21 protein-coding genes are annotated in these 25,960 nt (G+C 40.3%); 1 reads left to right on the top strand and 20 read right to left on the bottom strand.

What is annotated here, in order from left to right; all coding sequences use genetic code 11:
* Positions 1-2 precede the first annotated feature (2 nt).
* The 9 genes from Q0064_RS07370 to Q0064_RS07330 form a co-directional block, all read right to left on the bottom strand.
* Positions 3-377, bottom strand: a complete 375-nt coding sequence (locus Q0064_RS07370) for a VOC family protein (protein ID WP_298146525.1) — start codon at positions 375-377, stop codon at positions 3-5.
* Between the two features lie 85 nt (positions 378-462).
* Entirely contained in the window at positions 463-1,296 is an 834-nt protein-coding gene (locus Q0064_RS07365) for a helix-turn-helix domain-containing protein (RefSeq protein WP_298146520.1), read from the bottom strand.
* A 343-nt stretch (positions 1,297-1,639) separates the two neighbouring features.
* A complete protein-coding gene (locus tag Q0064_RS07360; RefSeq protein WP_298146517.1) occupies positions 1,640-2,557 on the bottom strand; it encodes an AraC family transcriptional regulator in 918 nt (305 codons plus the stop codon).
* On the bottom strand, positions 2,554-3,387 hold the full coding sequence (locus tag Q0064_RS07355; RefSeq protein WP_298146514.1) for an SDR family NAD(P)-dependent oxidoreductase: 834 nt from the start codon (positions 3,385-3,387) through the stop codon (positions 2,554-2,556). Before Q0064_RS07355 ends, Q0064_RS07360 begins: the two co-directional genes overlap by 4 nt.
* Positions 3,388-3,696: 309 nt before the next feature.
* Entirely contained in the window at positions 3,697-4,290 is a 594-nt protein-coding gene (locus Q0064_RS07350) for a Crp/Fnr family transcriptional regulator (RefSeq protein ID WP_298146511.1), read from the bottom strand.
* On the bottom strand, positions 4,287-4,835 hold the full coding sequence (locus Q0064_RS07345) for a hypothetical protein (RefSeq protein ID WP_298146509.1): 549 nt from the start codon (positions 4,833-4,835) through the stop codon (positions 4,287-4,289). The genes Q0064_RS07350 and Q0064_RS07345 overlap by 4 nt, the downstream gene beginning before the upstream one ends.
* An 802-nt stretch (positions 4,836-5,637) precedes the next feature.
* On the bottom strand, positions 5,638-6,225 hold the full coding sequence (locus Q0064_RS07340) for a hypothetical protein (RefSeq protein ID WP_298146506.1): 588 nt from the start codon (positions 6,223-6,225) through the stop codon (positions 5,638-5,640).
* Positions 6,226-6,446: 221 nt separating this feature from the next.
* A complete protein-coding gene (locus tag Q0064_RS07335; RefSeq protein WP_298146504.1) occupies positions 6,447-7,292 on the bottom strand; it encodes a hypothetical protein in 846 nt (281 codons plus the stop codon).
* Between the two features lie 456 nt (positions 7,293-7,748).
* Complete coding sequence (locus tag Q0064_RS07330; protein ID WP_298146502.1) at positions 7,749-9,791, bottom strand: T9SS type B sorting domain-containing protein; 2,043 nt, start codon at positions 9,789-9,791, stop codon at positions 7,749-7,751.
* A gap of 893 nt (positions 9,792-10,684) precedes the next feature.
* On the opposite strand from Q0064_RS07330, the gene Q0064_RS07325 reads away from it, so the two are divergent.
* Complete coding sequence (locus tag Q0064_RS07325; RefSeq protein WP_298146499.1) at positions 10,685-10,951, top strand: DUF3276 family protein; 267 nt, start codon at positions 10,685-10,687, stop codon at positions 10,949-10,951.
* Positions 10,952-10,965: 14 nt separating this feature from the next.
* Here the strand turns inward: Q0064_RS07325 and Q0064_RS07320 are convergent, their stop codons facing one another.
* The 11 genes from Q0064_RS07320 to Q0064_RS14740 form a co-directional block, all read right to left on the bottom strand.
* Positions 10,966-12,276 (bottom strand): TolC family protein, encoded by a 1,311-nt coding sequence (locus Q0064_RS07320; protein ID WP_298146497.1) that lies wholly within the window; start codon positions 12,274-12,276, stop codon positions 10,966-10,968.
* A 2-nt stretch (positions 12,277-12,278) separates the two neighbouring features.
* Positions 12,279-15,362 (bottom strand): efflux RND transporter permease subunit, encoded by a 3,084-nt coding sequence (locus Q0064_RS07315; protein WP_298146495.1) that lies wholly within the window; start codon positions 15,360-15,362, stop codon positions 12,279-12,281.
* Positions 15,359-16,426, bottom strand: coding sequence for an efflux RND transporter periplasmic adaptor subunit (locus Q0064_RS07310; RefSeq protein WP_298146493.1), 1,068 nt, complete (start codon positions 16,424-16,426; stop codon positions 15,359-15,361). Before Q0064_RS07310 ends, Q0064_RS07315 begins: the two co-directional genes overlap by 4 nt.
* A gap of 277 nt (positions 16,427-16,703) precedes the next feature.
* Positions 16,704-16,982 carry a GNAT family N-acetyltransferase gene (locus tag Q0064_RS07305; RefSeq protein ID WP_298146490.1) on the bottom strand — a complete coding sequence of 93 codons (279 nt, stop codon included), beginning with the start codon at positions 16,980-16,982 and terminating at the stop codon, positions 16,704-16,706.
* Positions 16,983-17,092: 110 nt separating this feature from the next.
* Positions 17,093-18,823 (bottom strand): ATP-binding protein, encoded by a 1,731-nt coding sequence (locus Q0064_RS07300; protein ID WP_298146487.1) that lies wholly within the window; start codon positions 18,821-18,823, stop codon positions 17,093-17,095.
* Positions 18,824-19,948 carry a sensor protein KdpD gene (locus tag Q0064_RS07295; protein WP_298146484.1) on the bottom strand — a complete coding sequence of 375 codons (1,125 nt, stop codon included), beginning with the start codon at positions 19,946-19,948 and terminating at the stop codon, positions 18,824-18,826.
* Position 19,949: 1 nt separating this feature from the next.
* Positions 19,950-21,026: a porin gene (locus Q0064_RS07290; protein WP_298146481.1), complete on the bottom strand. Its 1,077-nt coding sequence runs from the start codon at positions 21,024-21,026 to the stop codon at positions 19,950-19,952.
* A gap of 4 nt (positions 21,027-21,030) precedes the next feature.
* Positions 21,031-21,582, bottom strand: coding sequence for a potassium-transporting ATPase subunit C (locus Q0064_RS07285; RefSeq protein ID WP_298146478.1), 552 nt, complete (start codon positions 21,580-21,582; stop codon positions 21,031-21,033).
* An 8-nt stretch (positions 21,583-21,590) separates the two neighbouring features.
* Complete coding sequence (gene kdpB, locus Q0064_RS07280) at positions 21,591-23,627, bottom strand: potassium-transporting ATPase subunit KdpB (protein WP_298146475.1); 2,037 nt, start codon at positions 23,625-23,627, stop codon at positions 21,591-21,593.
* 6 nt (positions 23,628-23,633) lie between these two features.
* Complete coding sequence (gene kdpA, locus Q0064_RS07275) at positions 23,634-25,337, bottom strand: potassium-transporting ATPase subunit KdpA (RefSeq protein ID WP_298146471.1); 1,704 nt, start codon at positions 25,335-25,337, stop codon at positions 23,634-23,636.
* 20 nt (positions 25,338-25,357) lie between these two features.
* Complete coding sequence (locus tag Q0064_RS14740; RefSeq protein WP_366094963.1) at positions 25,358-25,435, bottom strand: potassium-transporting ATPase subunit F; 78 nt, start codon at positions 25,433-25,435, stop codon at positions 25,358-25,360.
* Positions 25,436-25,960: the final 525 nt, after the last annotated feature.

Here is a 25,960-nt window from a genome sequence, read left to right as displayed (position 1 = left end):
AATTAATTGCGTGAATGAAGTCCAACTATGTTCCCTTCTGTATCTATAAATATAGAGATAAAGCCAAACTCTCCAATGTTCATTTTAGGTTGTATTACTTTTCCGCCGGCTGATGCAATTTTTTGTTCTTCTGCGGTGATTTCTTCAGTTTCAAAATAGACAACCGTATTATTGCTACTTGGAACAAAATCGGCTTTTTCCACTAATGCACCTGAAATGTCTTGGCTTTCCGGACTGAAAGGGAAGAATGATTGTTTACCCCATTCAACAGGCGCATCTGTAAGCTTAACATTGAAAACAGTTTCGTAGAATTTTTTTGCCCGATCTAAGTTTGCTACATTGATATCAAACCAACCAACTGGATTTACATTTGCCATTTTGCTATTATTTTTAAGTTTTTGCACTATTGCAATGCAAAAGTAGAATCAACGAATTAGGCAAAATTGTAAAAATGGGACAAGGCTATTTTTTGTCAAAAATCAATGACATTTTAAGATCGTCGCCAAAAAACTCTTTTGGTGTCAATCCTGTGAATTCCTTGAATTCTTTTATAAAATGGGCTTGGTCAAAATACTCGCTTTCATAGGCCAAGTCAGTTAGGCTTGTAACCTCTTCATTTAATAATACCTTCAATGTCGTTTGAATTCTAATCGTTTTTGCAAGTTGCTTTGGACTTAACCCAATTGTTGAAGAAAATTTTCGTGCTAATTGTCTTCGGTTTATGTTGTTATTTTTCGAAAATTCATTTACAGAAAACTGTCCATTTGTATTTAAGATTGTTTCAACAGTTGATTTTACGATATGGTCAATACACTTTCTATCAGCTAATTGTTTGAATAGAAAAGCTTCAATAATTTGAATTCTTTCGCTTGTAGAATTTGCATTTAAAATTTGATTGCTAAGTTTTATGCCTTCTTGTCCAAATAAAATGTCTAGGGGAATTGCCCTATTTTCCATTTCCTTTATTGGAATTGATGTAAAAGGCAAAAAACCGTTTGGTTTAAATTGTACCACAAAACTGCCAGTTACGCCTACGGGTTCAATCACATAGGGCTTTGTTAACTGTCCGATTAAAAAGCACTTTGGTAGAAGTGTTATCTCGCCATTTTGCGCATGATGCTTGTAAGTATCGCCATAATGAAAAATCAATTTCATGGTTCCGTCTGGCACTATGGTGTTTTTGAGAGGTATATTTTCTTTTTCACCATCTAATGTCCAATACCGTTTAACGAACTCTGTGAGTTGATTAATTGGCTCGTATGTTTTCGGATTTAAATCCATTATATGTTTTCGCATGATGTCGTTTTACAATAATAGCTTACGTTTAGCGAACAGCCAAACGTCGCTATGAAGCGAAAGGTTTAACCTGCACTAAGATAATTGCTTTTCTCGAAAATAGGCTGGATGCGAAGAAAATCGAGCCATAGCCGCTTCTAAATTTGCCTTTTTTACAACTTATTGCGATCAATTAAAAACGGTAATATATACGGCTAGCTACAAATAAACTATCAGTTAAAAACAAACCTCGTTTAACAACACGTAAACAATTCTGGAATTTTGGAATCTGTACTTGCTTTTTGAAAAAATAGTTGTGAAACAAAGAGGTTTTGTGGTGCGTGGTACTATATTGTTTTCTCTGCTAATTTAGCAGTCTATACTCTACTGGCGTCATGCCTATCTTGGATTTGAAAAGTCTATTAAAGTATTGGGGGTAATCAAAACCCAAACTGTACGCAATTTCATTAACTGTTTGATTTGAGTTTAATAGTCGATGTTTTGCTAACTCTAAAATTTCAAATTGAATGTAGTCTTTTATTGTTTTACCAGTTTCTTTTTTGAGCAAATCGCTAAGATAGCTAGATGAAAGATTAAGATTACTTGAAAAATAGTCAACATTTGGAATACCTTCTTCTTCTAATTTGTCAATTTTAAAATATTGCTTCAGCAGCTTCTCAAATTTCGTTACTACGTCGCTATTCTGTTTCTGTCTTGTAATGAATTGTCGACTGTAAAAACGCTTTGAATAATTCAATAATTGTTCAATTCCAGTAATTATAACGTCTTTGCTGTAATTGTCGATGCCCGACTGGTATTCTTTTTTAATAGCGTCAACCAGATTATTTAATGTTTGCTTTTCATCTTCGGAAACGTGAAGCGCTTCGCTAACAGCGTAAGAAAAAAAAGTAAAATCTTGCATTTTATCATACAAGGATGAATTTGCAATTAAATCTGTATGAAAGTATACGCCCCAACCTTGATAGCTCGTTTTTTCATGTTTATCAAACTCACTTATCGAAAATACCTGACTTGGTGAAATGAACATCAAAGTACCTTCTGCAAAATCATAATAGTGCCGTCCGTACTGCACTGATTTAGGGGCAGGATCTTTTAGACTTATGATGTAAAAATTGGTCAGAATTTTTATGTCAAAGTGTTCTTTATTCAGTTTTAATTTTGAGTAATCTATTATCGTAACAAGAGGATGCTTAGGTTTTTCATACCCAAGCAACTCGTGTAGTTGGCTAATGGACTTAATTTCTAAGAAATGCTTACTCATTTTAATAATCCGAGTTGGTTCATAATCATTTTATCAAACGCTTTGTCGCTCATAAGCATTTTTATTACCGGCATCATTTTAGCAGTTCTTCCAACTCTAATTCTTGTTTTGGGGTTATCCGATTTTGCTGTTTCTAAAATAGCGTTCGCTACCTCAATTGGTTTTAAAATTGGGAAAGAACTGTTATCCGACTTCAAAATATTTGCCAACATATTTAAAAAATTGGTTCGCATTTTTGCGTAAGGATTTCCAACGATAGCTTCAGGATAGGTAGAATTTTCAACAAATGCTGTTTCTACACCTCCAGGCTTAACTATAGATACTTTAATGTTGAAATTACTCAATTCCTGTCTTAAAGCGTCGGTGAAACTTTCAACTGCATATTTGCTAGCGTGATAAGCGCCTGCGCCTGCTGTTGTGAAATCGCCACCGACCGAACCAATATTGATAATATGTCCGTTACGTTTTTCTCTCATTTTTGGTAGAACCATTTGAGTCACTCGAATTAAGCCAAAAACATTTACTTCAAACTGATTTTTCAGTTGGCTCATCATTAGCTCTTCCATGAAGCCGTTTTGTGCATAGCCCGCATTGTTAATCAAAATATCAATGTATTTGAACTCTGCATAAATTTTATTGAAAGCTGTTTGAATACTTTGTTCGTCAGATAAATCCATTTGAAATACAGAACAGCCCAAATATTTTAGGTCCTTCATTTTTTCTACATTTCGTGCCACTGCAATTACTTGAAACCCATTTTGCTCAAACAGTTTGGCGGTTTCTTTACCAATTCCTGAAGATGCACCCGTAATTAAAACTACTTTTTTCATTTTACTTAGATTTAAATGTTAAATGACACCGCAAAAGTCGTTTGTAGTTCTGTGGTCAAATTATACAAAAGCGGGTTTATTGTATACTTTTTATGGATGTTAAAATTTGGTTAAGTCACGTCTGCTGTCCAATAGTCTCCTTATTAACATGGTGAAAACAATTGCTTGCGCCCTACAGTGTCGACAATTTAATAACTATGTAAAAATTGACGTAAAAAGGAAATTAGAATAACGAGATTAAGGATTTTAAGAATTATTGAATTACTAAAAGCTCAGAATAACTTTTATCACCAAATGATTTACCTTGTGTTACTTGCTTGCTCTCTTTTTAACATTTACCCTTCTGAGTCTGCTCAAAGACGATTTAGTCACACCGATGTACGAAGCAATATACTGCAAAGGAACTCTATTCGCAATTTTCGGGAAGCTCTCTAAAAAAAAGTCGTACCTTTCAGCAGCATCTTGTGGGATCATCAAACTAACTCTCGCCACTTTTTCAGATAGTGATATAGCAGTAATCTTAGAAAGTAGAGCATCCCATCCAATTATGGTCTTTGAGAGTTCTTCCATTGATTTTTTTCTAAGTATTACTACAGAACTGTCAGTTACTGATTGAATATACTCTGAAGATGGAATACCCTTGTTATAACTATTCAAGTCAACGATAAAGTTGATTTCATGCAAGAAATATCTAGTAATCTCGTTACCCTTGTTGCTGTAGTAACAAACTCTGAAAACTCCATCTACTATAAAGCCAACTTGATCGGATATTTTTCCAGCTTCCAAAAAATACTCCCCTTCTTTGTATTGATTGCAGATAAGATGGGAGTTAATCAATTCAATTTGTTGCTGATTTAGGGAATTAAATTGTTGAAGATAATCTATGAAAACGCTATTTGTCATTTCTTCAATTCATTAAACATACTTTCTGTTTGTCGTTTTATTTCTTTTAAGGTATCTGTCATCCAGAAGCGGTGGGTAGTTTTGATGTAATTTTTGATTAGCCACTTGAATAAGAAGTTTTTTTGATCAAAACCATAAGTCCATATTATCCTAGTTCTACCATCAGAAAGAGCATGATGACTGAAATGACCTCTTGCACGTTTCGCCACTCTTTTTAAGTCTATTTCCAGCTCGGTTAATTCATAAGCAAAACTTTTAGGGTTCTGCCATTCGATGATTGATTCAAGCAAGGTTTGACCAGTATTAAAGTGTACTCGCCTGCTGTCTCCAACTTTTGAAAAGTTGCCACTCACTGGTGTTGTCTTAACGATTTTTGGCAAATTATCATAGTTTCCCACACTACCAATTTCTTCTAAGTTCAGTTTGAATGATAATTCCCAATAAATTTCTATAGGTACATTTATTGTATCTTCTACTGTGTGCTGAACCCAATTCGAAGGAATTTGTCCGCTTGCTGTTGTTGCTACCATTGAAGTTGTGATCATAAATCTAAAAATTATATGCATAATATTGCTAATAATAACTTAATGTTGTAAAATTCGTTATTATTAACTTTTATATAATTGTCATTTGGCAATAAATTTTCTTTTAAGAAATTTCCGGCTCTCTTCCCCGCTACACACTGTCTATCAGGCTAAAGGAAATTACCGGTGCTGATTCTACTTTGTACAGTCTAACTACTTATCAATTACGACTTGGTTATATTCATTGTAGCCAGCTTCGTGAGCTACGGCGGGTAATTCTAAAATATAAACATGATTGCGCAATAAACTCTCTGAAGGAAGCTATTCATTAGCTTCTTTAACTCCGAATTTTTCGAATTAATCAATCAATTAAATTGAAAGCAACTTAAAAGCTCAATGACTAGCATTCAGTGACAGCACTCCAATAAAAAATAATTGGATAAATAAATACAAAAGCTTTAATAATAAATATGCAAATAGTTTATCTTCATAACGTAAAATTAGATATTCTTTCCTCCTACTTATAGATTTTTTTTCCACCATTGGTAGATAACTTGCGCCCTAGCTCCAGTTTGGGTGGTATATGCAGTTGCTCGGCAGCGAAGTGCGATTTCAAGGTTTGCGTATTTTATGTGGTAACGTAACAGTTGGGAGGGTTTGGAGAGCGCGGGTGCTCATGGTAGCATTAACTTATCACCTAAAGAAAACCTCAAATTCATCACCCGCAAACCCGTATCGCAAGCCGAAGTTGTTGCTACGATAAAAGGAAAAGTACAAACAAATCTAAAAACCACTTTTTAGCCCTTACAAAAAGCTTTATTTCTTACTTCTTCACCGACTTCAAGATGATTCTAATATCCTCCCTTAGAATTTGTGTTATAATGTCTTTAGTAACAATCGTTTTATTTAACGGTTCATTTTCACTTTCTTGATACCAATAAATATCACTTCTAATGAGGTATAAATTTTCAGGTAGTTGACTGACTTTGATAAATTTAGAGTTGCCTTTGAGACCTACTATTTTCTCTACGTATTCATATCCTTCGTCATTTTTGCTGTGTTTAGCTAAGTCTCGAACTTTCTTATCGGGAATAGCATTAAAGGAGCCGTCAAAAACAAATCCAAATTTTGACTTTTCAGAATAACAAATGGAAACGATGTGCTTTTCGTCATCTAAATGTACAATTCTGAAAAGGCTCAGCCATTCAAACCCCGCTAATTTCATTTCTTGGTGTAAAATTGCAGCAACCTCCAGTTCATTTAATCTTGCTGTCGATAGCTTTTTGGGTTGGTATTTTTTGTAGTCAGTATGGTCTTTGTAGTAGGAATAATAATTTTCACTATGGATTGAACTTTGCGCAACCATTGAAAAAGAGAAACCTAATATTAGTAAAGTTAGGAATTTAAACATTTTTTCGTTTGATTAGATTTTTTAAAATTTCTGTTTTATAAAATGCCTTTTTTAACTTCAAAAGATGCGGTTTTAGGCCTAGTTATTTTTAAGAATTGGTAACAACAGTCCAAAAAACAGCGCCTTAAAACTATTTACATTTGGCTAGTTTGGTTGAGAAACTTGGGGTTCTTTCGAAACAGGGGGTTGTGCAAGGGTTACGGGTGTTAGCGGTTAGCCTTTTATTCATCTACGTTTCCTGTAAACCAGTTATAGCCTTCAATTGTCTTATATTCTGTCGGCACAGAATTTAAAACTTTTAGCTTTTTGAATTTGTCACTATATGGACTGTCTGTTGAAATTATAATCTTTCCCGTTTTTCCTTTCTCGTTTTTTTCATATGAAACATATTCCAACGTGTCTACTTTTTCTCCATTCCATTTGTATTTATACATTTCTGTTTCGCCCGGATGCCCGTAACATACACCTCTTACTATTTTCTCTTTTGGTGAAAAGGTCGGATTTATAAATTCAAAGTTCTCGGAAAATGCTTTTTTGTCTTGTCTTAAAAGATAAACATTACTGAACGCTTTTAAACAACAACCATTTGCCCCATACCAGTTAACAACAAAGTTATTAAGTCCGTCACCATTTATGTCTCTAATTGTATCATTCACGTAAGTCATTGGCCACTGCTCGTGAGAAACTACTTTTTCAAATCTATTGTCACACTTTGAATAAATGTCGATATGAATGGCACCTGGGTCGTTTCTTCGTATTATTAAGTGAGGGTTTGCTTTTGTAAAGTAGTAGTCTAAAGTAATTTCAACATTTACGGGAATACTATCGGTTGAAACTTCATATTTTTCAATAAAACTGTCCTTGCCAAAATTTTGATTTGCAATTTTCAAAGCATCTTGCAGAATTTTGTCGAGCCTTAAACTGTCTGAATTGCCTTGTTCTTCAATTTTCTTTCTTTGCTCTAAACGCTCTTTTTCGTTTTTGCCAAGGTTGGTCTGCAAAGTAGCATTTGTAATCACAGCAACATTTTTTTTCTTGTTTGGCTGTCCGCACGAAAAAAATGTCATCAAAAGTACGAATGTTAATATGTATAATGTCGTCTTCATACGGTTACCGCTAACTCAACAATTGGCGAAGTTCTCACATTTATTTCAACTTTAAAAAAAATTCGTAAATTATTTACTTACAGCACATTGTGACAATAAATATATACGTATTTTTATATGTTAAAGCAGACACTTCTTTCGCCTTTTGTGTTATAAACAAAAAAAATCACTTTTTCTTCTCTGCTAAAATACGCACTTCCCCACTCCCTCACCTACCTACTTATAGGTATTTTTTCCACCATTTGTGGGTAACGTATGCCCTAGCCCCGGTTGCAGCGGCAGCCCGCAAAAAAAGACGGCTGCGTGAAGCGGCGGGTGTGGGCGACCCAAGAAGCCCAACACCTGCCGACTGAACGTGGCGTATTTTTTGAGGACTATAGCGAAAAACGGGATTAGCTTCTCAAAACCACTGAAAAACTAGCGCAGCAAACTAAAATGTCCGCGGATGGGTAATGAACGCGATCCAAAAGTAGCCTCGAACCAATAATCGCTTGCCGGAAGCGGATTCCTAGAAAGCGTGCCGTCCCAACTCGGATTTTGCGCGTTGAGCTCGTACAATAACTTACCGAACTTATTGAAAATGCGCACTTTCGATTCGGGGTAAAAAACCATTCCCTCAACCGTCCACAGATCGTTGAACGAATCGCCGTTGGGCGAAAAAAACCGCGGCGCACGCAACCATACAAACGGAAACTCGTGCACCTGGCAGCGCGCTAAATCGCGAATGTATAACACGTACTCGCCACCGCGACCCAAGGCAAACTCTGTTGAATTCTGAAAATTCAAATTGTCTAAGCTATACTCAAAATCAGTAACATTAGGAAGGCTAAACTGCAAAATGTTGTCTGTAAATGATAAAATGGGTACATCTGGAATCGGGTTTGCCGTAACTTCAAAGCGCTCTTCATAACTACAAGCTGTTGGCAACGTGATAACTACACTAAACGTACCTCCTTCGCTAATGCGAATTTGCCGCGCCGTGCTTCCCGTACTCCACACATACGAACTTCCTGCGCTTGCTTCAAGAAGCGTATCATCGCCCCGACAAATCGTTTGATTGATCGTTGCATTTTCCGGAACTTCAATCACGCTTAACTGCACAGGAATGCGCGTGCTCGAACAAGTCCCGTTCCAGGCTGCCACGTAATACGTTGCATTTGCGGTTGCGTTACTGATCGTGTAATCGCCTTCGGCTAATACGGTTGTCGATGTTTCCGAATCGTACCAGCGCACCGTGTTCGACCCAGCCTGAGCGGTTAACGTTACAGCACTGCGTTCGCAAACGGTAAATACAGGCGCTGCGGTAATAGCTGGCTCGGGCAAAACCGTTACAGTAACCGGAATACGCGGAGCAGAGGTGCAAGCGCCGTTAAACGGACTCACATAATACGTGGTGCTTGCCGTTAATTCGGGCGTGGTAAAACTGCTTCCGGTGGCCAATGGCGTACCTCCGGTAGACGTTGAAAACCAAAAGGTGTTAGCCGTTGTAGATTGTAAGATTACCGAATCGCTGCCACAAACCGAGGCGTTGGCAACTACCGGAAATTCCGGTAAATCGATCGTGGTGCTGGTGGCAATTTGCAAGGTTGGATCGCCGGGAGTACCGCCGTATTCAATTACGTAGCCCAGCGCTCGGTATGCTCCAGTGGTTTCGGCTGTAGGTCGCAAATCGTTCCAAGAACCGGGCAATCCAACGCCTGGAAAGGTAATGTGCGCGTAATCTTCGTCGTTGGCATTATTGGGTTCACCGGCATTCCAGAAAGCAAAGCCAATAGCGCTTCCGTTTGGGCCACCGTTCCAAAACGTTTGTCCGGTTTCGGGTCCGGTTACCCATTTCCAAACGCCTTCTTCCTCGGCATCGCTCGCGCCAATCCAGCCGGTTCCCGATGCTTGCTCGCCCGCCAACTGCGCTTCTTCGGCCGATGCTAGCGTAGCCAAATACCCTTGTAAACCATAGTATGTACTGGCTTGTGCAGCATTTCGGGCTTGCGGCCAAGTAATATTTTCTTGTGCTACATAGCGGTAGTAATGTCCGGTTGAGGGAAGGTAATTCGCCTGACCTATAGTAATCGAAAACGTACGTGTACCGCTGGCCGATAAATTGCTGTTGGTGTAACGCACATCGAAAACAGCCGCAATTAAATCGGTGTATAAAGCCGGACCACCAATGCCCGTAAGACTTAACTTGCCTTCCTGCTGACTCCAAGAAGCAACGATATTGGGATGCGAACCTGTTAAGCTTAGCAAATCTTCGCCGGCGGTGTAATTGGTCGTAATTTGAATGTAAAGGGCGTCGATCGCCGTATCATCGGGATCGGTTATGGTAAAAGTTTGCACAATCGGACTGGCAAAGTTGCGGCAATGCGTTCCTTGTCCGGTTGCAGCTAAAACAGGCGCTTGGTTTTGCGCCGCTAGCGGTAAAGAAAGAAATAGCAATATGAGTACGGATACAATTTTCATAGGATTTTTTGGCATGTAAACTGCGGTTTACGCAAAGTTGTACCTAAAGGCGCGTAAAGGAACAAAATTTTACGAGCGGAAAATTACCTAAATCCGCTTGTTTAACGAAATCACCCGTTCAAGATTAACAAAATACTTAACGTTTGTTGGAAATCCCAAAGATTTTACGACTATTTGGTAGCTATTCCCGCTGTTCGTTGCAAGTCCGCCGCTCGGCAACGGTTTGCACTGCGGTTTTTTGCGGCTTCCGGTGGTCGCCACCAAAACAGCGTGCGCACACGTTGCCGCTCGTACGGGCTTTCCACTGCCATCGGGGCTAGGCGTTTAGTGGAAGGACGTGGTGACGTTTGCCACTTCACGTATCATTTTTTGGGGAAACTAGTCCCGATAGCTATCGGGATAGACTCCGATGAGTTCCCACCTAACGTATCTTTTTGCCCTACATACCCCCCGTATCGTCGGTGCCTGAGCCTGTTGAAGGCAGAGAAGAAAGACTTTTTAGTATTAAGATTTGAATATTAAGACTTTTCGATGTTCACCATTTTACGTTTCATGTTCCCGCCCTAACCCACGTATCGTCGGAGCTTGATCCTGTCGAAGAGCGGTGCAATTTTTCAGGCGATTTGATACGTTCTGTGTTTTCCTCAACAGCTAAATTTCCCGCCTAATTCTGTGCGGTTCCGTGTTTTCTGTGCGAATAAAAGCTAGTGTATGATCTTGTCGAAGGCTAACCGAAAAGTTCGCAAAGATTTACGCAAAGTTCGCAAAGGGGAAATTTTTCGCTTTCTTCTATTTTTTCCATTTTTTCTATTTTTTCCATTCTTTTTATTTTCTCTATCTACTCACCTTTTAGTATTTTGCAACTGTATTTATAAACGCCAAATAGATTTATTATGAAAAAAAAGGAACTCTACTCCGCTCGTTTTTCTCGTTCAAACCGCACATTTTTCTTCGATATTAAAGAAACCGTATCGGGAATTGTTTACCTGCAAATTTCGGAAAGCAAACTCGTAGATGATCAATTTGAACACCAACGACTAAGCGTCTTTGCTGAGAGTTTAGACAATTTTACCGACGAACTTGCTAAAGCGAAGTACGCCCTACGTAAAATTTCGGAACAACGACATTCAGAAAAGAAACGGAAAACTCAAAAAAGGTAATTGCTGCGGTATTTCTATACCTTCAAGGTTCCGCACAATTGCTCGATAGCTACAACCAGTAACTCGACGTCGAGGGCTGCATCTGCCAAACGTAATTTTGCCTGAGAGAAGTTGTTTTGAGCAGTGCGATATTCAATAGCTGAGACCGTTCCGATCTTAAACTTATCGTCGGTGATTTCTAAGTTTCGGGCTGCAAGGGTTTCGTTCTCACGCTCAACTCCTAAACGCTCAATCGCAAACAGATAGCGAGAAAAAAGCTGATCAAACTGCGCTTGCAATTGCACAAGCACTTGATCTTCCGCCAAACGTGCGATTTCGACTTGAGTTTTAGCTACGCGCTCCAACCGATTTTGGTTAAAACCATCGAATAAGTTAAGACGGGCGGTAAAACCGTAAGTGAAATTTCGTCCAGTTGACTCGGTAACGAATCCAAACGGCGTTTGATTTCGGATTAAATTGTAACCCGTATTTACACTAAGTGTCGGATACCGCGAGCTTTTCGCCTGTCGAAGTTGCTGCTCGGCAATACGCTTGTTTATTTGTCCTAGTTGCAAAGTTGGATTCTCAGCAATCATTTTTGCTCTAAGCGCTTCTTTATCCAACGTAAGTAACTGTTGCGGTAGGTTTTCAACGGTGAAATCTACAAAATCGCGTCGGCCTAAAATGCCTGATAAGCTAACTTTCGTATCGCTCAAAACTTGTTGTAACTCGAGGCGTTGCGACCTGTCAGCGTTTAAATCAACTTCGGCGTTAAGCACTTCTAAACGTGCGGCTTTACCAATTTGAAAACGAGCTTGAACAATGCGCAAACGCTCTTCCGATACGCGAATCACCTCATCGAGCGTAGCAACTTGCGTTTGCAGCACCGATACGGTAAAATACGCATTGTAAAGCGCTGCCAATCGGTCGAGAACAGCTGCTTTAAACTCGGCAGTTCCTTGATTACGGATTTCGGCGAGTTCTTTTTTGCGAGAAAACATTCTAAAACCATCGAAAACGGTCCAGTCGAGCGCAACTCCGTAATTGATGTTTAGGTTTTTAGCACCGTCGATTTCAATTTCATTTCCGTTGGCTTGCGATTGAGTTTGGTTCAAAACCGTGTTGTTATTGGTAACTACAGCGGCAATTTGAGGCAACATTCCGGCATTTCCGGCGGTCACGTTTAGCGAGTCGACTACCGCTAACTTCTTCGATATATTGATTTCAAAATTAGCCGACAAAAGCTCGGCAACGGCTTTATCTAGAGGCAAAACTTGCTGACTAAAAGTTTCAGGCACAGCGAGGCCGAGCAAACTTAAATACAGCACAAATACAAGTTTTCGCATACTTAATCTTTAAGGTTCTGAAATTCTGGGCGTATCACTCTTTTTCGTGACCACATATAATACACGGCCGGAATTACATACAAGGTTAAAATCAAAGAAAAGATGGTTCCACCAACAATTACAATTCCCATTCCCATACGGCTTTTCGAGGCGGCGCCTAAAGAAATGGCAATCGGCAAGGCTCCCAGAGCAAGCGTCAGACTCGTCATTAAAATGGGTCGCAAACGCGATTCCGAAGCTTCCATAATGGCTTCCCATTTTGATTTGCCTTCTTCTCGCAATTGATTCGCAAATTCAACAATTAAAATGCCGTTTTTCGTTACTAATCCAATTAACATCACCGTTCCAATCTGACTGAAGATGTTCCAAGTTTGGCCAAACAACCACAACGAGAATAGTGCTCCGGCTACAGCCATTGGAACCGTTAAAATGATGATAAACGGATCGATGAAACTTTCAAATTGCGCGGCTAAAATCAAGAAAATTAGCAACAGCGCCAATCCAAATGCAAAGCTGGTGTTCGAATTACTTTCGGCAAAATCGCGACTCTCACCACCTAAATCGGTTGTAAATGTATCGTCGAGTACTTTTGCTTTCGCGGCTTCCATCGCGGCAATGCCGTCGCTCATACTTTTGCCGGGCGCTAAACCCGCGGAAACGGTAGCCGACATGTAACGGTTGTTGTGGAACAATTGCGGCGGACTACTTTTTTCCTCAATCGAAACCACGTTATCCATTTGGATTAACTGTCCGCTGGCATTTCGCACATAAATAGACGCTAAATCGATGGGCGTGTCGCGATCAGCTTTATCGAATTGTCCGATTACTTGATATTGCCTGCCGTTCATCAGAAAGTAACCAAATCGTTGCCCGCTAAGCGATAATTGTAAGGTTTGTGCAATATCTAAAACCGAAATTCCGAGCGATTCGGCTTTTTCGCGATTAATAGTTACGTAGATTTCTGGTTTGTTGAATTTTAAATTCACATCGGTGATGGAAAACGTTGGATCTTTGGAAATTTCTTCCATAAATGCCGGAACTTTCTCCTTTAACATATCGAAATTCTTGGCTTGAATAATGTACTGCACAGGCAAACCACCACGCCGATTCACGGAAATCGTTGGTTGTTCCGAAACGGCTGTCTTGATGTCGGAATATTTCTTGGTCCATTTCGTTAAATCTTGCGCGATATCTTTTTGCGCTTTCGAATCGCCGCGCTCATCGGGCTCCAGTAGTGATAAACGCACAAAACCACGGTTTACAGCGCCAGCGCCAAATCCGGGTGAGGTAACAACTAAACTCACTTTCTTTTCAGGAATCGAATCGTTGATTAAATTCGCGATTTCTTGCATCGAACGGTCCATGTAATCGTAGGTTGCGCCTTCTGGCCCAGTAATGTTAAGAAGAATCATACTCCGATCGTCGTACGGTGCCGTTTCTTTAGGTAAGATTTGATAGAATAAATACGATAATCCTAAACATCCGAGTAAGATCGGGAAGCTCAACCATTTTCGCTTCATAAAACCCTCTAAACTCTGATGGTACGAACGATTCAAATTCACGAAAAAGGGTTCGGTAAGTACATAAAATTTACTGCGTTTTTGTTCGCCGCCCTTCATTAAATAGGCATTAAGCATGGGCGTTAGGGTAAGCGACACAAACGCAGAGATAAGCACTGCGGCACCAATTACGATTCCGAATTCCCTAAACAAACGGCCAACAAATCCTTCTAAAAAAATCACGGGTAGAAAAACCGCTGCCAAGGTTATGGAAATAGAAATTACGGCAAAGAAAATTTCGTTACTTCCTTTAATAGCGGCTTCCACGGGTGTCATCCCCTCCTCTACTTTTTTAAAGATATTTTCGGTAACTACAATTCCATCGTCAACAACCAAGCCTGTAGCTAACACAATGGCCAATAAAGTGAGTACATTAATCGAAAAACCGCACAAATACATGATGAAAAAGGTGGCGATTAGCGAAACCGGAATATCGATAAGCGGTCGGAACGCAATGGCCCAATCGCGGAAAAACAAATAGATAACCAGCGTTACCAGAAGTAATGCAATGATTAATGTTTCGGCTACTTCAAGGATGGCTTTTTTGATGAACAAGGTTTGGTCGATTGCGACGTCGATTTCAAAACCTTTTGGTAAATCTTTTTTAAACTGTTCGTATTGCTTATAAAAAGCTTCGGCAATATCTAGGTAGTTTGTTCCGGGTTGTGGTATTAACGAAAGTGCTACCATGGTTTGTCCGGAATCACTCAAACGTGTTTCTAGATTTTCGGCTTCCAAGCTGGCATTTCCTACGTCGGCAAAACGAACGGTTTGCGTTCCCGAATTTTTGATAATCAGATTCTCAAAATCGGTTTCTTTCTCTAAATTACCGAGCGTTTTCACGGTAAGTTCAGTGTTTGCGCCTGTTAATTTCCCGCTCGGCAGCTCCACATTTTGGCTGGTCAATGCGTTTTGTACGTCTTGAACGGTAAGACCGTAGGCGGCTAATTTCACAGGATCAATCCACAATCGCATGGCGTATTTTCGCTGTCCCCAAATTTGAACGCTACTAACGCCGGGAATGGTTTGTAGGCGTTGCGCTAAAACGTTGTCGGCATAATCGGTGAGTTCCAACACGTTTTTCGAATCGCTTTTCATCGTCATTGTTAAAATCGGATCCGAATTCGCGTCGGCTTTAGAAACCACGGGCGGTGCTGTTAAATCTTGCGGCAGATTTCGAACGGCCTGCGAAACTTTATCGCGTACATCGTTTGCCGCTTCTTCTAGGTTTTTATCGAGATTGAACTCTATCGTAATAATACTGGTTCCTTGCGCGCTGGTACTGGAAATATTTCGAATACCGTCGACGGCATTAATTGCTTTCTCGAGGGGTTCGGTGATTTGCGATTCGATAATATCTGCGTTTGCACCTGCGTAATTTGTTTGTACGGAAATTTGAGCGGGATCGATCGAAGGAAATTCCCGAATGCCCAGAAAGGTATATCCGATTATTCCGAAAAGTACAATCAATAAATTGAGTACAATCGTAAGAACCGGACGGCGGATACTTAGTGTAGAAAGACTCATTTTATAACGATTGCTGGTTTAACTAAACTACCTTCTTTTAAAGCCATAACACCCGAAACAATTACTGTGTCGCCCGCGGTTAATCCAGAAGCTACAGCAACTCTTTGGTTGTCGCGACTAATACTTTCGATTTGCTTTTCGGTGGCTTTTCCGTTCTTAGCCACAAAAACTTTCTGGCCGTTTTGAATTGGAATTACAGCTTCTGTAGGAACGAAAATTGCTTTTTGGTTTTCACCGATATTGAGCAATACATCAGCAAAGGTTCCCGGAAACAGTTTTCCTGTTTTGTTATCTGCTTTTGCACGGATTTTCATGGCTCGCGTTTCGGTGGCAATTTCTGGTTCTATGGCATAAATACGCGCCGTTAATGTGTCTTTGATTCCAGCAATGCGAAATTGAATGTTGCTGTTATTCTGCAGCAGCGAACTGTATTTTTCTGGAATGGCGAAAGTAAGTTTCACCGTATTCGATTGCACTAATTTTCCGATTAGCGTTTGTGGTGTTACGTATGCGCCTTTGGATATCGATCGCAGACCAATTTTACCCGAAAACGGCGCGATAATACTTGTTTTTTGAATTTGTGCGCGAATGAGTTCGGTAGCCGATTTTGCCATTTCAAAATCCGAATTTGCTACGTCCAGCTCTTCTTTACTGATGGCTTCTTTTTCGAACAACAATTTGGCACGTCGCAAGGTTTCTGATGCTAGCTTCATTTTTGTTTGTGCCGAACCGAGTTGTGCGCGCAAATCGACGTCGTTAATTTTAATCAAGAGTTGTCCTGCACGCACGCTGCTGCCTTCTTCAAAGTAAATTCCGGTAACGATACCCGAAACTTCCGGACGTATTTCAATGGTTTCGTTAGCTTCAATGTTTCCAGCAACGGCAAGTTGTTCTGAAAATGGTTCGGCTGCGGCTATAATTGCTTGAACGGGAATGGGTTTATCTGATTTTGGACCACCGCCTTTTGAACCGGTATAGGCTTCCTTATTTGTATTTATTCTACTGACAATAAGATATATAAGAAGTAATCCAAGAACTACAAATACAAGGTTTTTTATCTTCATAAACGAGATAGGATTTTTGAGATTGCAAAGAAACAGGCTTTTTTGCAGTCCGATTTTGTATAATTTACAGATGCGACGTTAATTAAATCTAAAAAATTCAAATAGCTGGCCTATTTCGTGAAGCAAAGGTGCAAATAAAAAATCCGCCTAAACCTGAGCTGCAATCGTTTTTAACTATTGCAAGATTAGTTTAGACGGAGGTATTATTCTTCTTTTATAGAAAATAAAAACGCAGGATTTAAAAGTAAAATTCTGATTGTTATAGATTTACTTACCGCTATAAAATATCGTGGTAATCGGCATTTTTTTGAATAACTGCTTTTGCGAACGGACACAGTGGTAAAATTTTTATTTGCTTTTCTCTTGCAAAGTTTACGGCTGCTGCCACCAATTGCTTTCCGGCATTCTGACCTTTAAGAACTTCGGAAACGGCAGTATGATCGATAATTATTTTATCCGAGCCCGCCCAAACATAGGTCATCTCGGCTTCTTCTTTTCCGGCAACTTCAATGAAGAACTTGCCTTTTTTACCATCGTCGTGTTGTTTTATTTCCATGCTGTCATTGATTTATTTATGGAAAAGTACACAGAAACAATCAGCCGAAAGTCGTCGTTAAAAGAAATTTATGACTGTCCATGATTTAAGCTGCTGACTTTCAGCATTTTTCAAACACTTGCTTTTTGAAGTCGGATTGTGAACGTACTTCCAGAACCGTAATCGCTTTCAACGCTGATGCTTCCGCCTTGAGCCTCAATAAATTCTTTACTAATTGCCAAACCCAAGCCTGTACCTTCTGTTTCGGTACCCGGAACGCGAAAATACCGGTCGAAAATTTTGTCGATATACTGTGGAGCGATTCCTTGTCCGGTATCTTGAACGGCAATCGCTAAAGTAGTAGCTGAATGGAAAATGCGAATCGTAACCTGTGCATTTTCATGTGAATATCGAATGGCATTCGAAACCAAGTTAGTAAGCACCCAAGCGGTTTTTTCATGATCAATCAGCACTTTACTGTTTTCAGCAGTATCAGAAAAAACCACTGCTATTTGTTTCTGTTCTGCCTGCGTTTTGGTAGCATCGATTGCGTAACGAACAATCTCCGACGGCTGCTCGGGCATAAGCGTTAATTGAACATTTCCACTTTCCACCTGCGTAATGTTGAGCAATTCGCTCGTTATTTTTAGGAGTCGGTTTGTATCGTCTTTTATGCTGTCGACTAGATTCTTTTGCTCGGCATTTAATGTTCCAATTTGTTCGTTTTCGAGTAATTGCAGACTCATCTTTACTGAAGAAATTGGCGTTTTAAATTCGTGTGAAACCGTCGCAATAAAGTTTGTTTTAGCCGAATCGAGTTCTTTGTATGAAGTTACATTTCGTAGAAAAACGACGTGACCGACTAGCTTCGATTCGGCCTCGCCCGTAGGTTGTATTGCGATCGGAATAGTTTCTTTTTCAAAATAACTTTCTTTGTTTTCGGCGAAGATTTTCATGGGAACTTGACGCTTGTACGTATCGGTTTGCGCGAGTTCTAAATCCTGAATAAGTGTTCGAATTAAATCGTTTGAAACTGCTAAGTCCTTTGCAGGTTTACCGATGACGTCGGCAGTTTTTAACCCCGAGATTTTAATAGCTTGTTCGTTTGCGAAAATGATTTGCATTCTTTCATCTAGACCAATAACCGGATCATTCATGTTATTGATGAGTGTTTCAATCCGGCGTTTCTCCATCATTAACTTCGCCAAATTACTGTTGTTGTACTCCTCGAGCTTTTCGGCCATCGTGTTAAACGATTTTGCTAATTGGCCAAATTCGCTATGACTTTCAAAACGAACCCGTTGCGAATACTGCTGTGCGGCGATATTTCGAATGCTGTCGGTAATTTCACGAATCGGATTGGCAATGTGCGAAGGTAAATTCACCAAAAGGGTAAAAGCAATTACAAAGCAAAGCGTTCCCGTTATCGCAATCCAAGTAATAGCCTCGTTGGCTGTGGTGCTGGCAATCTGACTCTTACGTGCGATGGCATGCATGTTCAAGTCCATTAAAACATAAATTCCCGCTCGAATATCACTTTTAATAATATCTTGTTCTGAGCTGTTTTTCAACGCATTAAACTTGACGCGAATTAGGTTTGTTGCCTCGCGTTCACCGATTTCAGTGATGTTCTTTTCCTGATTTCGAAGGTTTGTTTCAAAGATATCGAGCGCCACTTCCGAACGATCTTCCAAAGAAATGAGCATATTCCTAGAGTATTCGAGTGTGTTGTAATTGGCATCTAAAATAGACTCGGTGTCGGTTTTCAGCGCATTGATGTTTCGAGCGCCAACTAAACTCAACACCACAATCAAAATAAAAAGTAGGCCTACACCTAACGTAAGTTTGGTTTTAATTTTCATCTACGAAAGTATAACGAGATCGATATGGCTGGAAGACAACTTCTTAAGCAACTGATTAAAAACATTGGTCGACAAAATAATGCGCAGCAAGCTAAAATGAGGCTTTCCGATACAAACGGTTGTAATCTTGCGCAATTCTGCTTGTTCGATGATGGTTTTGGCAACCGAAGCACTTTCAATTTTAATGATGTCGGCTTTTAATTCGGTCGCTAATTTAAAATGATTGATTAAATGTCGTTGCTTGTCGAGCGGTATTTTACTCGAACTTTCAGCAGGTGTTTGCACATACAGCACGTACCATTTGCTGTGGTAGTAATTGGCCAGACGCGCGGTTTTTCGGATTACAGTTTTGGCTGTTTTGTCGTTACTGCTGATACAAGCCATAAAGCGTTCGTGTTTTATGGAATTTGGTTTGGTAATTTCAGTTTCAACTTTTCGTTCGACTTGCGAAGCTACTTCCTTGAGAGCGAGTTCGCGGAGCTGCAAAATATGTTCGCTTTTAAAAAAGTTATTGAGCGCCCAAGGAATTTTCTCTGCGGTATAAATCTTTCCTTCTTTCAGTCGCGTGATCAATTCATCGGCGGTTAAATCGATGTTTACGACCTCATCGGCTTGAGCCAAAACGCTGTCTGGCACGCGTTCTTTAACATCTACACTCGTGATTTCCTTGATTTCCTGATGCAAACTTTCAATGTGTTGAATATTCACCGCCGAAATAACATTAATTCCGGCGGAGATTATCTCAAGAACGTCTTGCCAGCGCTTTTCGTTTTTACTTCCTTCCACATTGGTGTGCGCCAACTCATCGACTATAACCACTTCAGGCCGTAAATTAATGATTGCCTGCACGTCGAGTTCTTCTAATTCTTTGCCTTTGTAGAAAATTTTACGTCGCGGAATTAGTGTTAAACCCTCAAGTAATTCGTGTGTTTCTTTGCGGTTGTGCGTTTCGATAAAACCTATTTTAACATCGATACCGTTCGTCATCAACGTTTTAGCTTCTTGCAGCATCCGATACGTTTTACCTACACCGGCACTCATTCCGATGTAAATTTTGAACTTTCCCTTCCGAGATTTTTTAATCAAGTCAAGGAAATGCTGTACGGTTTTATCTTTTTCGGTCATATCAAAAAGAAAATGCTAAAGCTGTGGTAATAAGATAGTTTTGCGGAGCTGGAGCGTCATCGTAGGTATAAATCCGATCTTTAGAACTAAATCCGCGTGCTTCGATACGCCAAACAGCATTGGTCGTAATTTGATAATCGTAATTTACGGAATAACTTGCCGTTTGAAAACCGTTTGGTGAAGTGGTAGCGATAATTACTTGATCTTCATCGTTGTAATATTCGGCTCGTGCAGCGAGTGTCGACTTTGAACTTAGCACATATTTTCCGATTAAAACTGGCGAATACCACGCGTGATAGGTTTTGCTTTTTTTGGCTGTTTGCTGTGCGCCAATATCAAAACCTGCAATCAATCCGAATTTATCTGTGAGTTGAAATTGTCCGTAGAAGTTGTGGAAGTAGCGCATTTTACGGTCAATATCTGGTGAATCGCTTCCCACAAAAGAACTGCTATTGAGCGTAACTTTCGCACTGGGTTTGAAGGTAATTTGGTGTCCGAACGCTAACGTGTTATTGCCTTCCACACGCTGAATACGTTGCCAACCGTTTAGCAACAAGCCACTTACAAACCATTTCCCTGACGGGGAAGTATAGGAAACCTTGACACCACTTTCGTAATACGGAGAATTATCGGCGAGAATACTGCGCGTTAGATTCCAACAGTCTTTTCCAACGGCACTTTCAAAACCGATGTGCGAAGCAAAAATCCCTGCATCGATCCACAAATTTTTGTTTTCGGATAGCTTAACTCCGACGTTTGCTTCAAAGATGTTCTGTAAAGTAGGCGACTCGGAAGCTAGGTTTGCATCGGCATACGTTCCTGCCATCACAGCTAAATTTCCGCGTAAGCGTTCGGATGAATACGCAGCCTTCACAAATCCTAAATTCAGATTTACTTCGTTGTGTTTGTTGTGGGAATACACTCCCGCTGAACGCAGATGATCGTCTGGGTTTGCAAAATCGTAACCGTAGTAGGTTTCCAGATATCCGCTAAATGTTAGGTTTGAAGATTTGGAGTCGGTTTGCGAGTACAAACTTCCGCTTAGCGCCAAAAATATAGGTAAAATTAATTTTCTCATGATTTTATTTCAGCTTGTCGAGTGCTGCGTTTAATTTAACAACGTTGATTTTTGTGGTTCCGAAAACACCTAAAAACGGCTTTTCGATATGTGCTTCGACCAATTTTTTCAATTTTTCGATTTCAATGTTACGAACTTTTGCGATGCGATTTACTTGAATTTGCGCCGCAGGAACTGAAATATTGGCATCTAATCCACTTCCGCTGGCTGTAACTAAATCAGAAGGAATATCGCTCTTTTTAATACCGGGATTATGCACTAAAAGTGTATCAATTCGAGCTTGAACAATAGCTAAATACTCTGGGTTTGAAGGTCCTTTATTACTTCCGCCTGATCCTGCGGCATTGTAATCAACGGCAGACGGTCTGGACCAAAAGTAACGATCGCTGGTAAAAGCTTGACCTACGTTTTCGTAAAATCCATGCTCGTTCTTAGTAAATGCTTTGTCTTCGGGAACTAATTTTGAAATTCCCAAAATAGACAATAGGTAGAATCCGCAAAATAAAACGGCACAAACGGCTGTTAGTCGTAACCCTATTAAAAATGATTTTTTCATGACGGTAATTAGATGAAAAGTGAAACAAGAAGATCGATGGCTTTAATTCCGATGAAAGGAACGATTACGCCTCCGAGTCCGTAAATCAATAAATTTCGTCGAAGTAATGCGCTGGCACCAATTGGTTTGTACGCTACTCCTTTCAGCGCAAGCGGAATTAGCATAGGAATAATAATGGCATTAAAAATCACCGCAGATAAAATCGCACTTTCGGGACTGTGCAATTGCATGATGTTTAGCCCTTGCAAAGCCGGAATGCCCATAATGAACAAAGCGGGAATGATTGCGAAGTACTTAGCCACGTCGTTTGCGATACTAAATGTGGTTAAAGTTCCGCGTGTCATAAGCAATTGTTTACCAATTTCTACGATTTCAATCAATTTTGTCGGATCGTTATCCAAATCGACCATATTTCCAGCTTCTTTGGCCGCTTGTGTTCCGCTATTCATAGCTACACCCACATCGGCCTGAGCTAAGGCAGGAGCGTCGTTGGTTCCGTCGCCCATCATCGCTACCAAGCGACCGTTGGCCTGTTCTTTCTTGATGTAGTTCATCTTATCTTCGGGTTTTGCTTCTGCGATAAAATCATCGACGCCCGCTTTTTCAGCTATGAACTTTGCCGTAAGCGGATTATCGCCTGTAACCATTACCGTTTTGATTCCCATTCTGCGTAAGCGCTCGAATCGTTCTTGGATTCCGGGTTTAATGATGTCTTGAAGTTCTACAACACCAAAAGGAATTTCGTTTACCGACACAACCAAGGGCGTACCACCGTTAGCCGAAATGGCTGTCACTTGATCGAGAATTTCTTTAGGAAATTCATTTCCAGCAGCTTCACACAATTTCCGAATGGCATCGGCAGCACCTTTTCGAATGCGTTTGTTTCCTAAATCAACGCCACTGCTGCGCGTTTCGGCGGTAAAGTTTATAAAACGAGCTTCGGCAGAATAAAAATCGTGTTTGTTAACATTTGCCAATTCGATAATCGACTTTCCCTCGGGCGTTTCATCGGCCAATGAACTTAGAACTACCGCTTCTTTAAAAGCATCGTCTGAAACGCCGATTGCTGGATAAAATCGCGTTGCCTTTCTGTTTCCGATGGTAATCGTTCCTGTTTTATCGAGTAGCAATACATCGACATCGCCTGCTGTTTCTACGGCTTTTCCACTTTTAGTGATTACGTTAGCACGAAGCGCACGATCCATACCCGCAATTCCGATTGCAGATAAGAGTCCGCCGATCGTCGTTGGAATCAAACACACAAAAAGCGAAATAAATGCTGCGATGGTGATTGGCGTATTGGCATAATCGGCAAAAGGTTTTAAAGTTACTGTTACGATTATAAAAACGAGTGTAAATCCGGCAAGTAAAATGGTTAACGCAATTTCGTTCGGCGTTTTTTGCCGACTTGCGCCTTCCACTAAAGCAATCATTTTATCGAGAAAACTCTCGCCTTGTTCGGTAGTTACACGCACTATAATCTTGTCGGAAAGCACTTTTGTTCCACCAGTCACCGAACTTTTATCGCCACCAGCCTCGCGAATTACCGGAGCCGATTCACCAGTAATGGCGCTTTCATCGATTGTGGCTAAACCTTCAATAATTTCACCATCCGCAGGAATGATATCGCCGGCTTCGGAAATAAAGACATCATTTTTTTGGAGATCAGACGATTGAATTTCTTCTAGTTCAATTTTATCCGAATTCGTAAAATTCCGTAAGCGTTTTGCCGGCGTTTCAGCACGTGTTTTTCGCAAACTATCGGCTTGTGCTTTCCCACGCGCTTCGGCGAGAGCTTCGGCAAAATTGGCAAATAACAGCGTAAGGAAGAGGACAACAAAAACAGTTAAATTGTACGCCAATGAGCCTTGAGATTCTGCGCCAGCGATAATCCACAAACAAACTGCAAACATCACAGCAGTTCCGATTTCGACGGTAAACATCACCGGATTGCGAAACATTTTGATTGGATTGAGTTTGATGAACGATTGTTTTAAAGCTTCTATTAAGAAAGCTCTTTCATATAAAGATGCATTTTTTGCCATGAGACGTTATTTAGACATTGAAAAATACTCGGCGAGTGGACCAAGAGTTAGCGCTGGGAAAAAGGCTAGCGCTGCTAATATGGCGATTACCGCGAAAGTCATTAAACCAAAAGTTGCAGTATCTGTTTTCAGCGTACCAGCGCTTTCCGGAATGTAGTTTTTTGAAGCCAGAATTCCGGCGATGGCAACGGGCCCGATGATAGGAAGATAGCGTGCCAACAGCATGACAATTCCGCAGGCGATATTCCAAAATGGTGTGTTGTCTCCTAAACCTTCGAAACCGCTGCCGTTATTGGCACTAGACGAGGTAAACTCGTATAACATTTCGCTAAAGCCGTGATAACCTGGATTTGCCAGCCAAGCGGAATAAGTTTCGGGATCGGAAGTAAATACCGCGCTTGCAACAGCCGTTCCTGTTAAGATTAGCAGCGGATGTAAAAGGGCAATAACCATAGCAATTTTCATTTCTTTGGTTTCGATTTTCTTTCCAAGAAATTCCGGCGTTCTTCCGACCATCAAACCACTAATAAAAACCGCAAGGATTATGAAGATATAGAAATTGAGAAATCCTACTCCTACTCCACCAAAGAAACAATTTATCATCATTCCTAACATCGCGAATGAACCTGTTAACGGCGTTAGGCTGTCGTGCATAGAATTTACGGATCCGTTACTGGTGCAGGTAGTGAAAATGGCCCAAGTGGCCGATGCTGCAGAACCAAAACGAACTTCTTTACCTTCCATGCTTCCGAGCGGCTGACTCACGCCAAGATCCGCAACAGCGCTATTTCCTTGCATTTCAAAATAAACCGACGGGAGCGCTAAAATCAGAAATCCCAGTGTCATTACACCAAAAACTATGTAAGAGAATTTTCGCTTATTCACATAAATTCCCATTGCGATTATCAGTGCCATCGGAATTAACAAAATAGATACAGTTTCTACGATATTGGTAAAGTAGCTCGGATTTTCCATGGGGTTCGCCGAGTTCGGACCGTAAAATCCGCCTCCGTTCGTGCCGAGCTGTTTGATGGCAACGAAAGCAGCAACAGGTCCGCGGCTAACTTGTTGTTCGGCACCTTCGAGAGTTCTTACGGTATCTTTTCCATCGAATGTCATTGGAGTTCCGTTAAAAACCAAGATTGTTGCTACGATAATCGATAAGGGAAGTAAAATTCTGGTGCTGCTCCGTACGAAGAACGCATAGAAATTGCCCAGCGTTGTAGTGCTGCGCTCCCGCATAGATTTGAAAACGGCCGCACTGATGGCAATACCGCAGGCTGCGCTGATAAACTGCCACAACATGAGCAGTAACTGTCCGAGATAAGAAAGTCCGGTTTCGCCCGAGTAATGCTGAAGATTGGTATTGGTAACAAAACTTATGGCGGTATTGAACGCCAAGTCGGCCGACATGGAAGGATTATTATCTGGATTTAGTGGTAAATTACTCATGTTTGTTAGAACGAGCATGGATAGGATAAACCAGGTAACGTTAATGGATAATAGGGCTATAAGCTGCTGCTTATAGGTCATTTCCACGCAAGGATTTATACCTGAAAGTTTGTAGATTACTTTGTCGAGCGGATTAAAGATTCGATCAAGCCAGGTTTTCTCGAAGTTAAAAACTCTTGCGATGTAGCTACCGAGCGGAAATGCAAGTATTACTACGGCTACAAACATTAAAAGCGCTCCAAATATTTCTGAATTCATAATTTTATATTGAAGTGTTTTTAGAATTTTTCGGGTTTAAGCAGCACATAACACATATATACGAATGTGGCTATAGCGATGATGAAAAGTGCTAACATGGGATTTAGATTTTATCGAACCAGTCGATTGATTTAAACAAAATGGCGTAAATAAGTACGCCAAGCGTAGTGAAAAGTAAAACTGGCATGATTTAGGGTTTTAGATTTAGAAAGGAACTGGAAGGAAACATTTGAAAAGTCGCTTTTGAACGACCAACCATTGTAATTCGATTTTTCATTTGAAATAATTTAGAATGTTGGGAGTTTGGCAAAAAGCTATCCGTTTATTCTACAGAAATATAAAATAATGAATTACAACCACTTGGAATTTCACATAATAGAACTTAATGTAAAAACCCTATCATTTTGAAAGGGTCGGTCGTATCGTTTTGCAATTAACCTCCCTCATGCCCGCCCTATGAAAAACTGACCATATAGGCACATAACTAGCTACTTCTCGCAACAAAACCTATTTGTCTATGTAGTTTAAAATACTGACCACATAGGCACATAACTAGCTCCTTCTCGCAAAAAAACCTATGTGTCTATGTGGTGTAAAATGCTGACCACATAGGCACATAACTA

The organism is Flavobacterium sp., from assembly GCF_027490375.1.
Classification (GTDB): Bacteria; Bacteroidota; Bacteroidia; order Flavobacteriales; family Flavobacteriaceae; genus Flavobacterium.
The sequence above is the reverse complement of the archived record's forward strand: the minus strand, read 5'-3'. Positions and strand labels throughout refer to the sequence as shown.

What these genes read in the sequence shown, in the direction of transcription:
- Q0064_RS07315 (WP_298146495.1), bottom strand. Translation starts at nt 15,362, where the DNA reads ATGAGTCTTTCTACACTAAGTATCCGCCGTCCGGTTCTTACGATTGTA.
- Q0064_RS14740 (WP_366094963.1), bottom strand. Translation starts at nt 25,435, where the DNA reads ATGTTAGCACTTTTCATCATCGCTATAGCCACATTCGTATATATGTGT.
- Q0064_RS07330 (WP_298146502.1), bottom strand. Translation starts at nt 9,791, where the DNA reads ATGAAAATTGTATCCGTACTCATATTGCTATTTCTTTCTTTACCGCTA.
- Q0064_RS07360 (WP_298146517.1), bottom strand. Translation starts at nt 2,557, where the DNA reads ATGAGTAAGCATTTCTTAGAAATTAAGTCCATTAGCCAACTACACGAG.
- Q0064_RS07325 (WP_298146499.1), top strand. Translation starts at nt 10,685, where the DNA reads ATGAAAAAAAAGGAACTCTACTCCGCTCGTTTTTCTCGTTCAAACCGC.
- Q0064_RS07335 (WP_298146504.1), bottom strand. Translation starts at nt 7,292, where the DNA reads ATGACATTTTTTTCGTGCGGACAGCCAAACAAGAAAAAAAATGTTGCT.
- Q0064_RS07365 (WP_298146520.1), bottom strand. Translation starts at nt 1,296, where the DNA reads ATGCGAAAACATATAATGGATTTAAATCCGAAAACATACGAGCCAATT.
- Q0064_RS07340 (WP_298146506.1), bottom strand. Translation starts at nt 6,225, where the DNA reads ATGTTTAAATTCCTAACTTTACTAATATTAGGTTTCTCTTTTTCAATG.
- Q0064_RS07320 (WP_298146497.1), bottom strand. Translation starts at nt 12,276, where the DNA reads ATGCGAAAACTTGTATTTGTGCTGTATTTAAGTTTGCTCGGCCTCGCT.
- Q0064_RS07300 (WP_298146487.1), bottom strand. Translation starts at nt 18,823, where the DNA reads ATGAAAATTAAAACCAAACTTACGTTAGGTGTAGGCCTACTTTTTATT.
- Q0064_RS07305 (WP_298146490.1), bottom strand. Translation starts at nt 16,982, where the DNA reads ATGGAAATAAAACAACACGACGATGGTAAAAAAGGCAAGTTCTTCATT.
- Q0064_RS07370 (WP_298146525.1), bottom strand. Translation starts at nt 377, where the DNA reads ATGGCAAATGTAAATCCAGTTGGTTGGTTTGATATCAATGTAGCAAAC.
- Q0064_RS07310 (WP_298146493.1), bottom strand. Translation starts at nt 16,426, where the DNA reads ATGAAGATAAAAAACCTTGTATTTGTAGTTCTTGGATTACTTCTTATA.
- kdpB (WP_298146475.1), bottom strand. Translation starts at nt 23,627, where the DNA reads ATGGCAAAAAATGCATCTTTATATGAAAGAGCTTTCTTAATAGAAGCT.
- Q0064_RS07355 (WP_298146514.1), bottom strand. Translation starts at nt 3,387, where the DNA reads ATGAAAAAAGTAGTTTTAATTACGGGTGCATCTTCAGGAATTGGTAAA.
- Q0064_RS07285 (WP_298146478.1), bottom strand. Translation starts at nt 21,582, where the DNA reads ATGAAAAAATCATTTTTAATAGGGTTACGACTAACAGCCGTTTGTGCC.
- Q0064_RS07290 (WP_298146481.1), bottom strand. Translation starts at nt 21,026, where the DNA reads ATGAGAAAATTAATTTTACCTATATTTTTGGCGCTAAGCGGAAGTTTG.
- Q0064_RS07345 (WP_298146509.1), bottom strand. Translation starts at nt 4,835, where the DNA reads ATGATCACAACTTCAATGGTAGCAACAACAGCAAGCGGACAAATTCCT.
- kdpA (WP_298146471.1), bottom strand. Translation starts at nt 25,337, where the DNA reads ATGAATTCAGAAATATTTGGAGCGCTTTTAATGTTTGTAGCCGTAGTA.
- Q0064_RS07295 (WP_298146484.1), bottom strand. Translation starts at nt 19,948, where the DNA reads ATGACCGAAAAAGATAAAACCGTACAGCATTTCCTTGACTTGATTAAA.
- Q0064_RS07350 (WP_298146511.1), bottom strand. Translation starts at nt 4,290, where the DNA reads ATGACAAATAGCGTTTTCATAGATTATCTTCAACAATTTAATTCCCTA.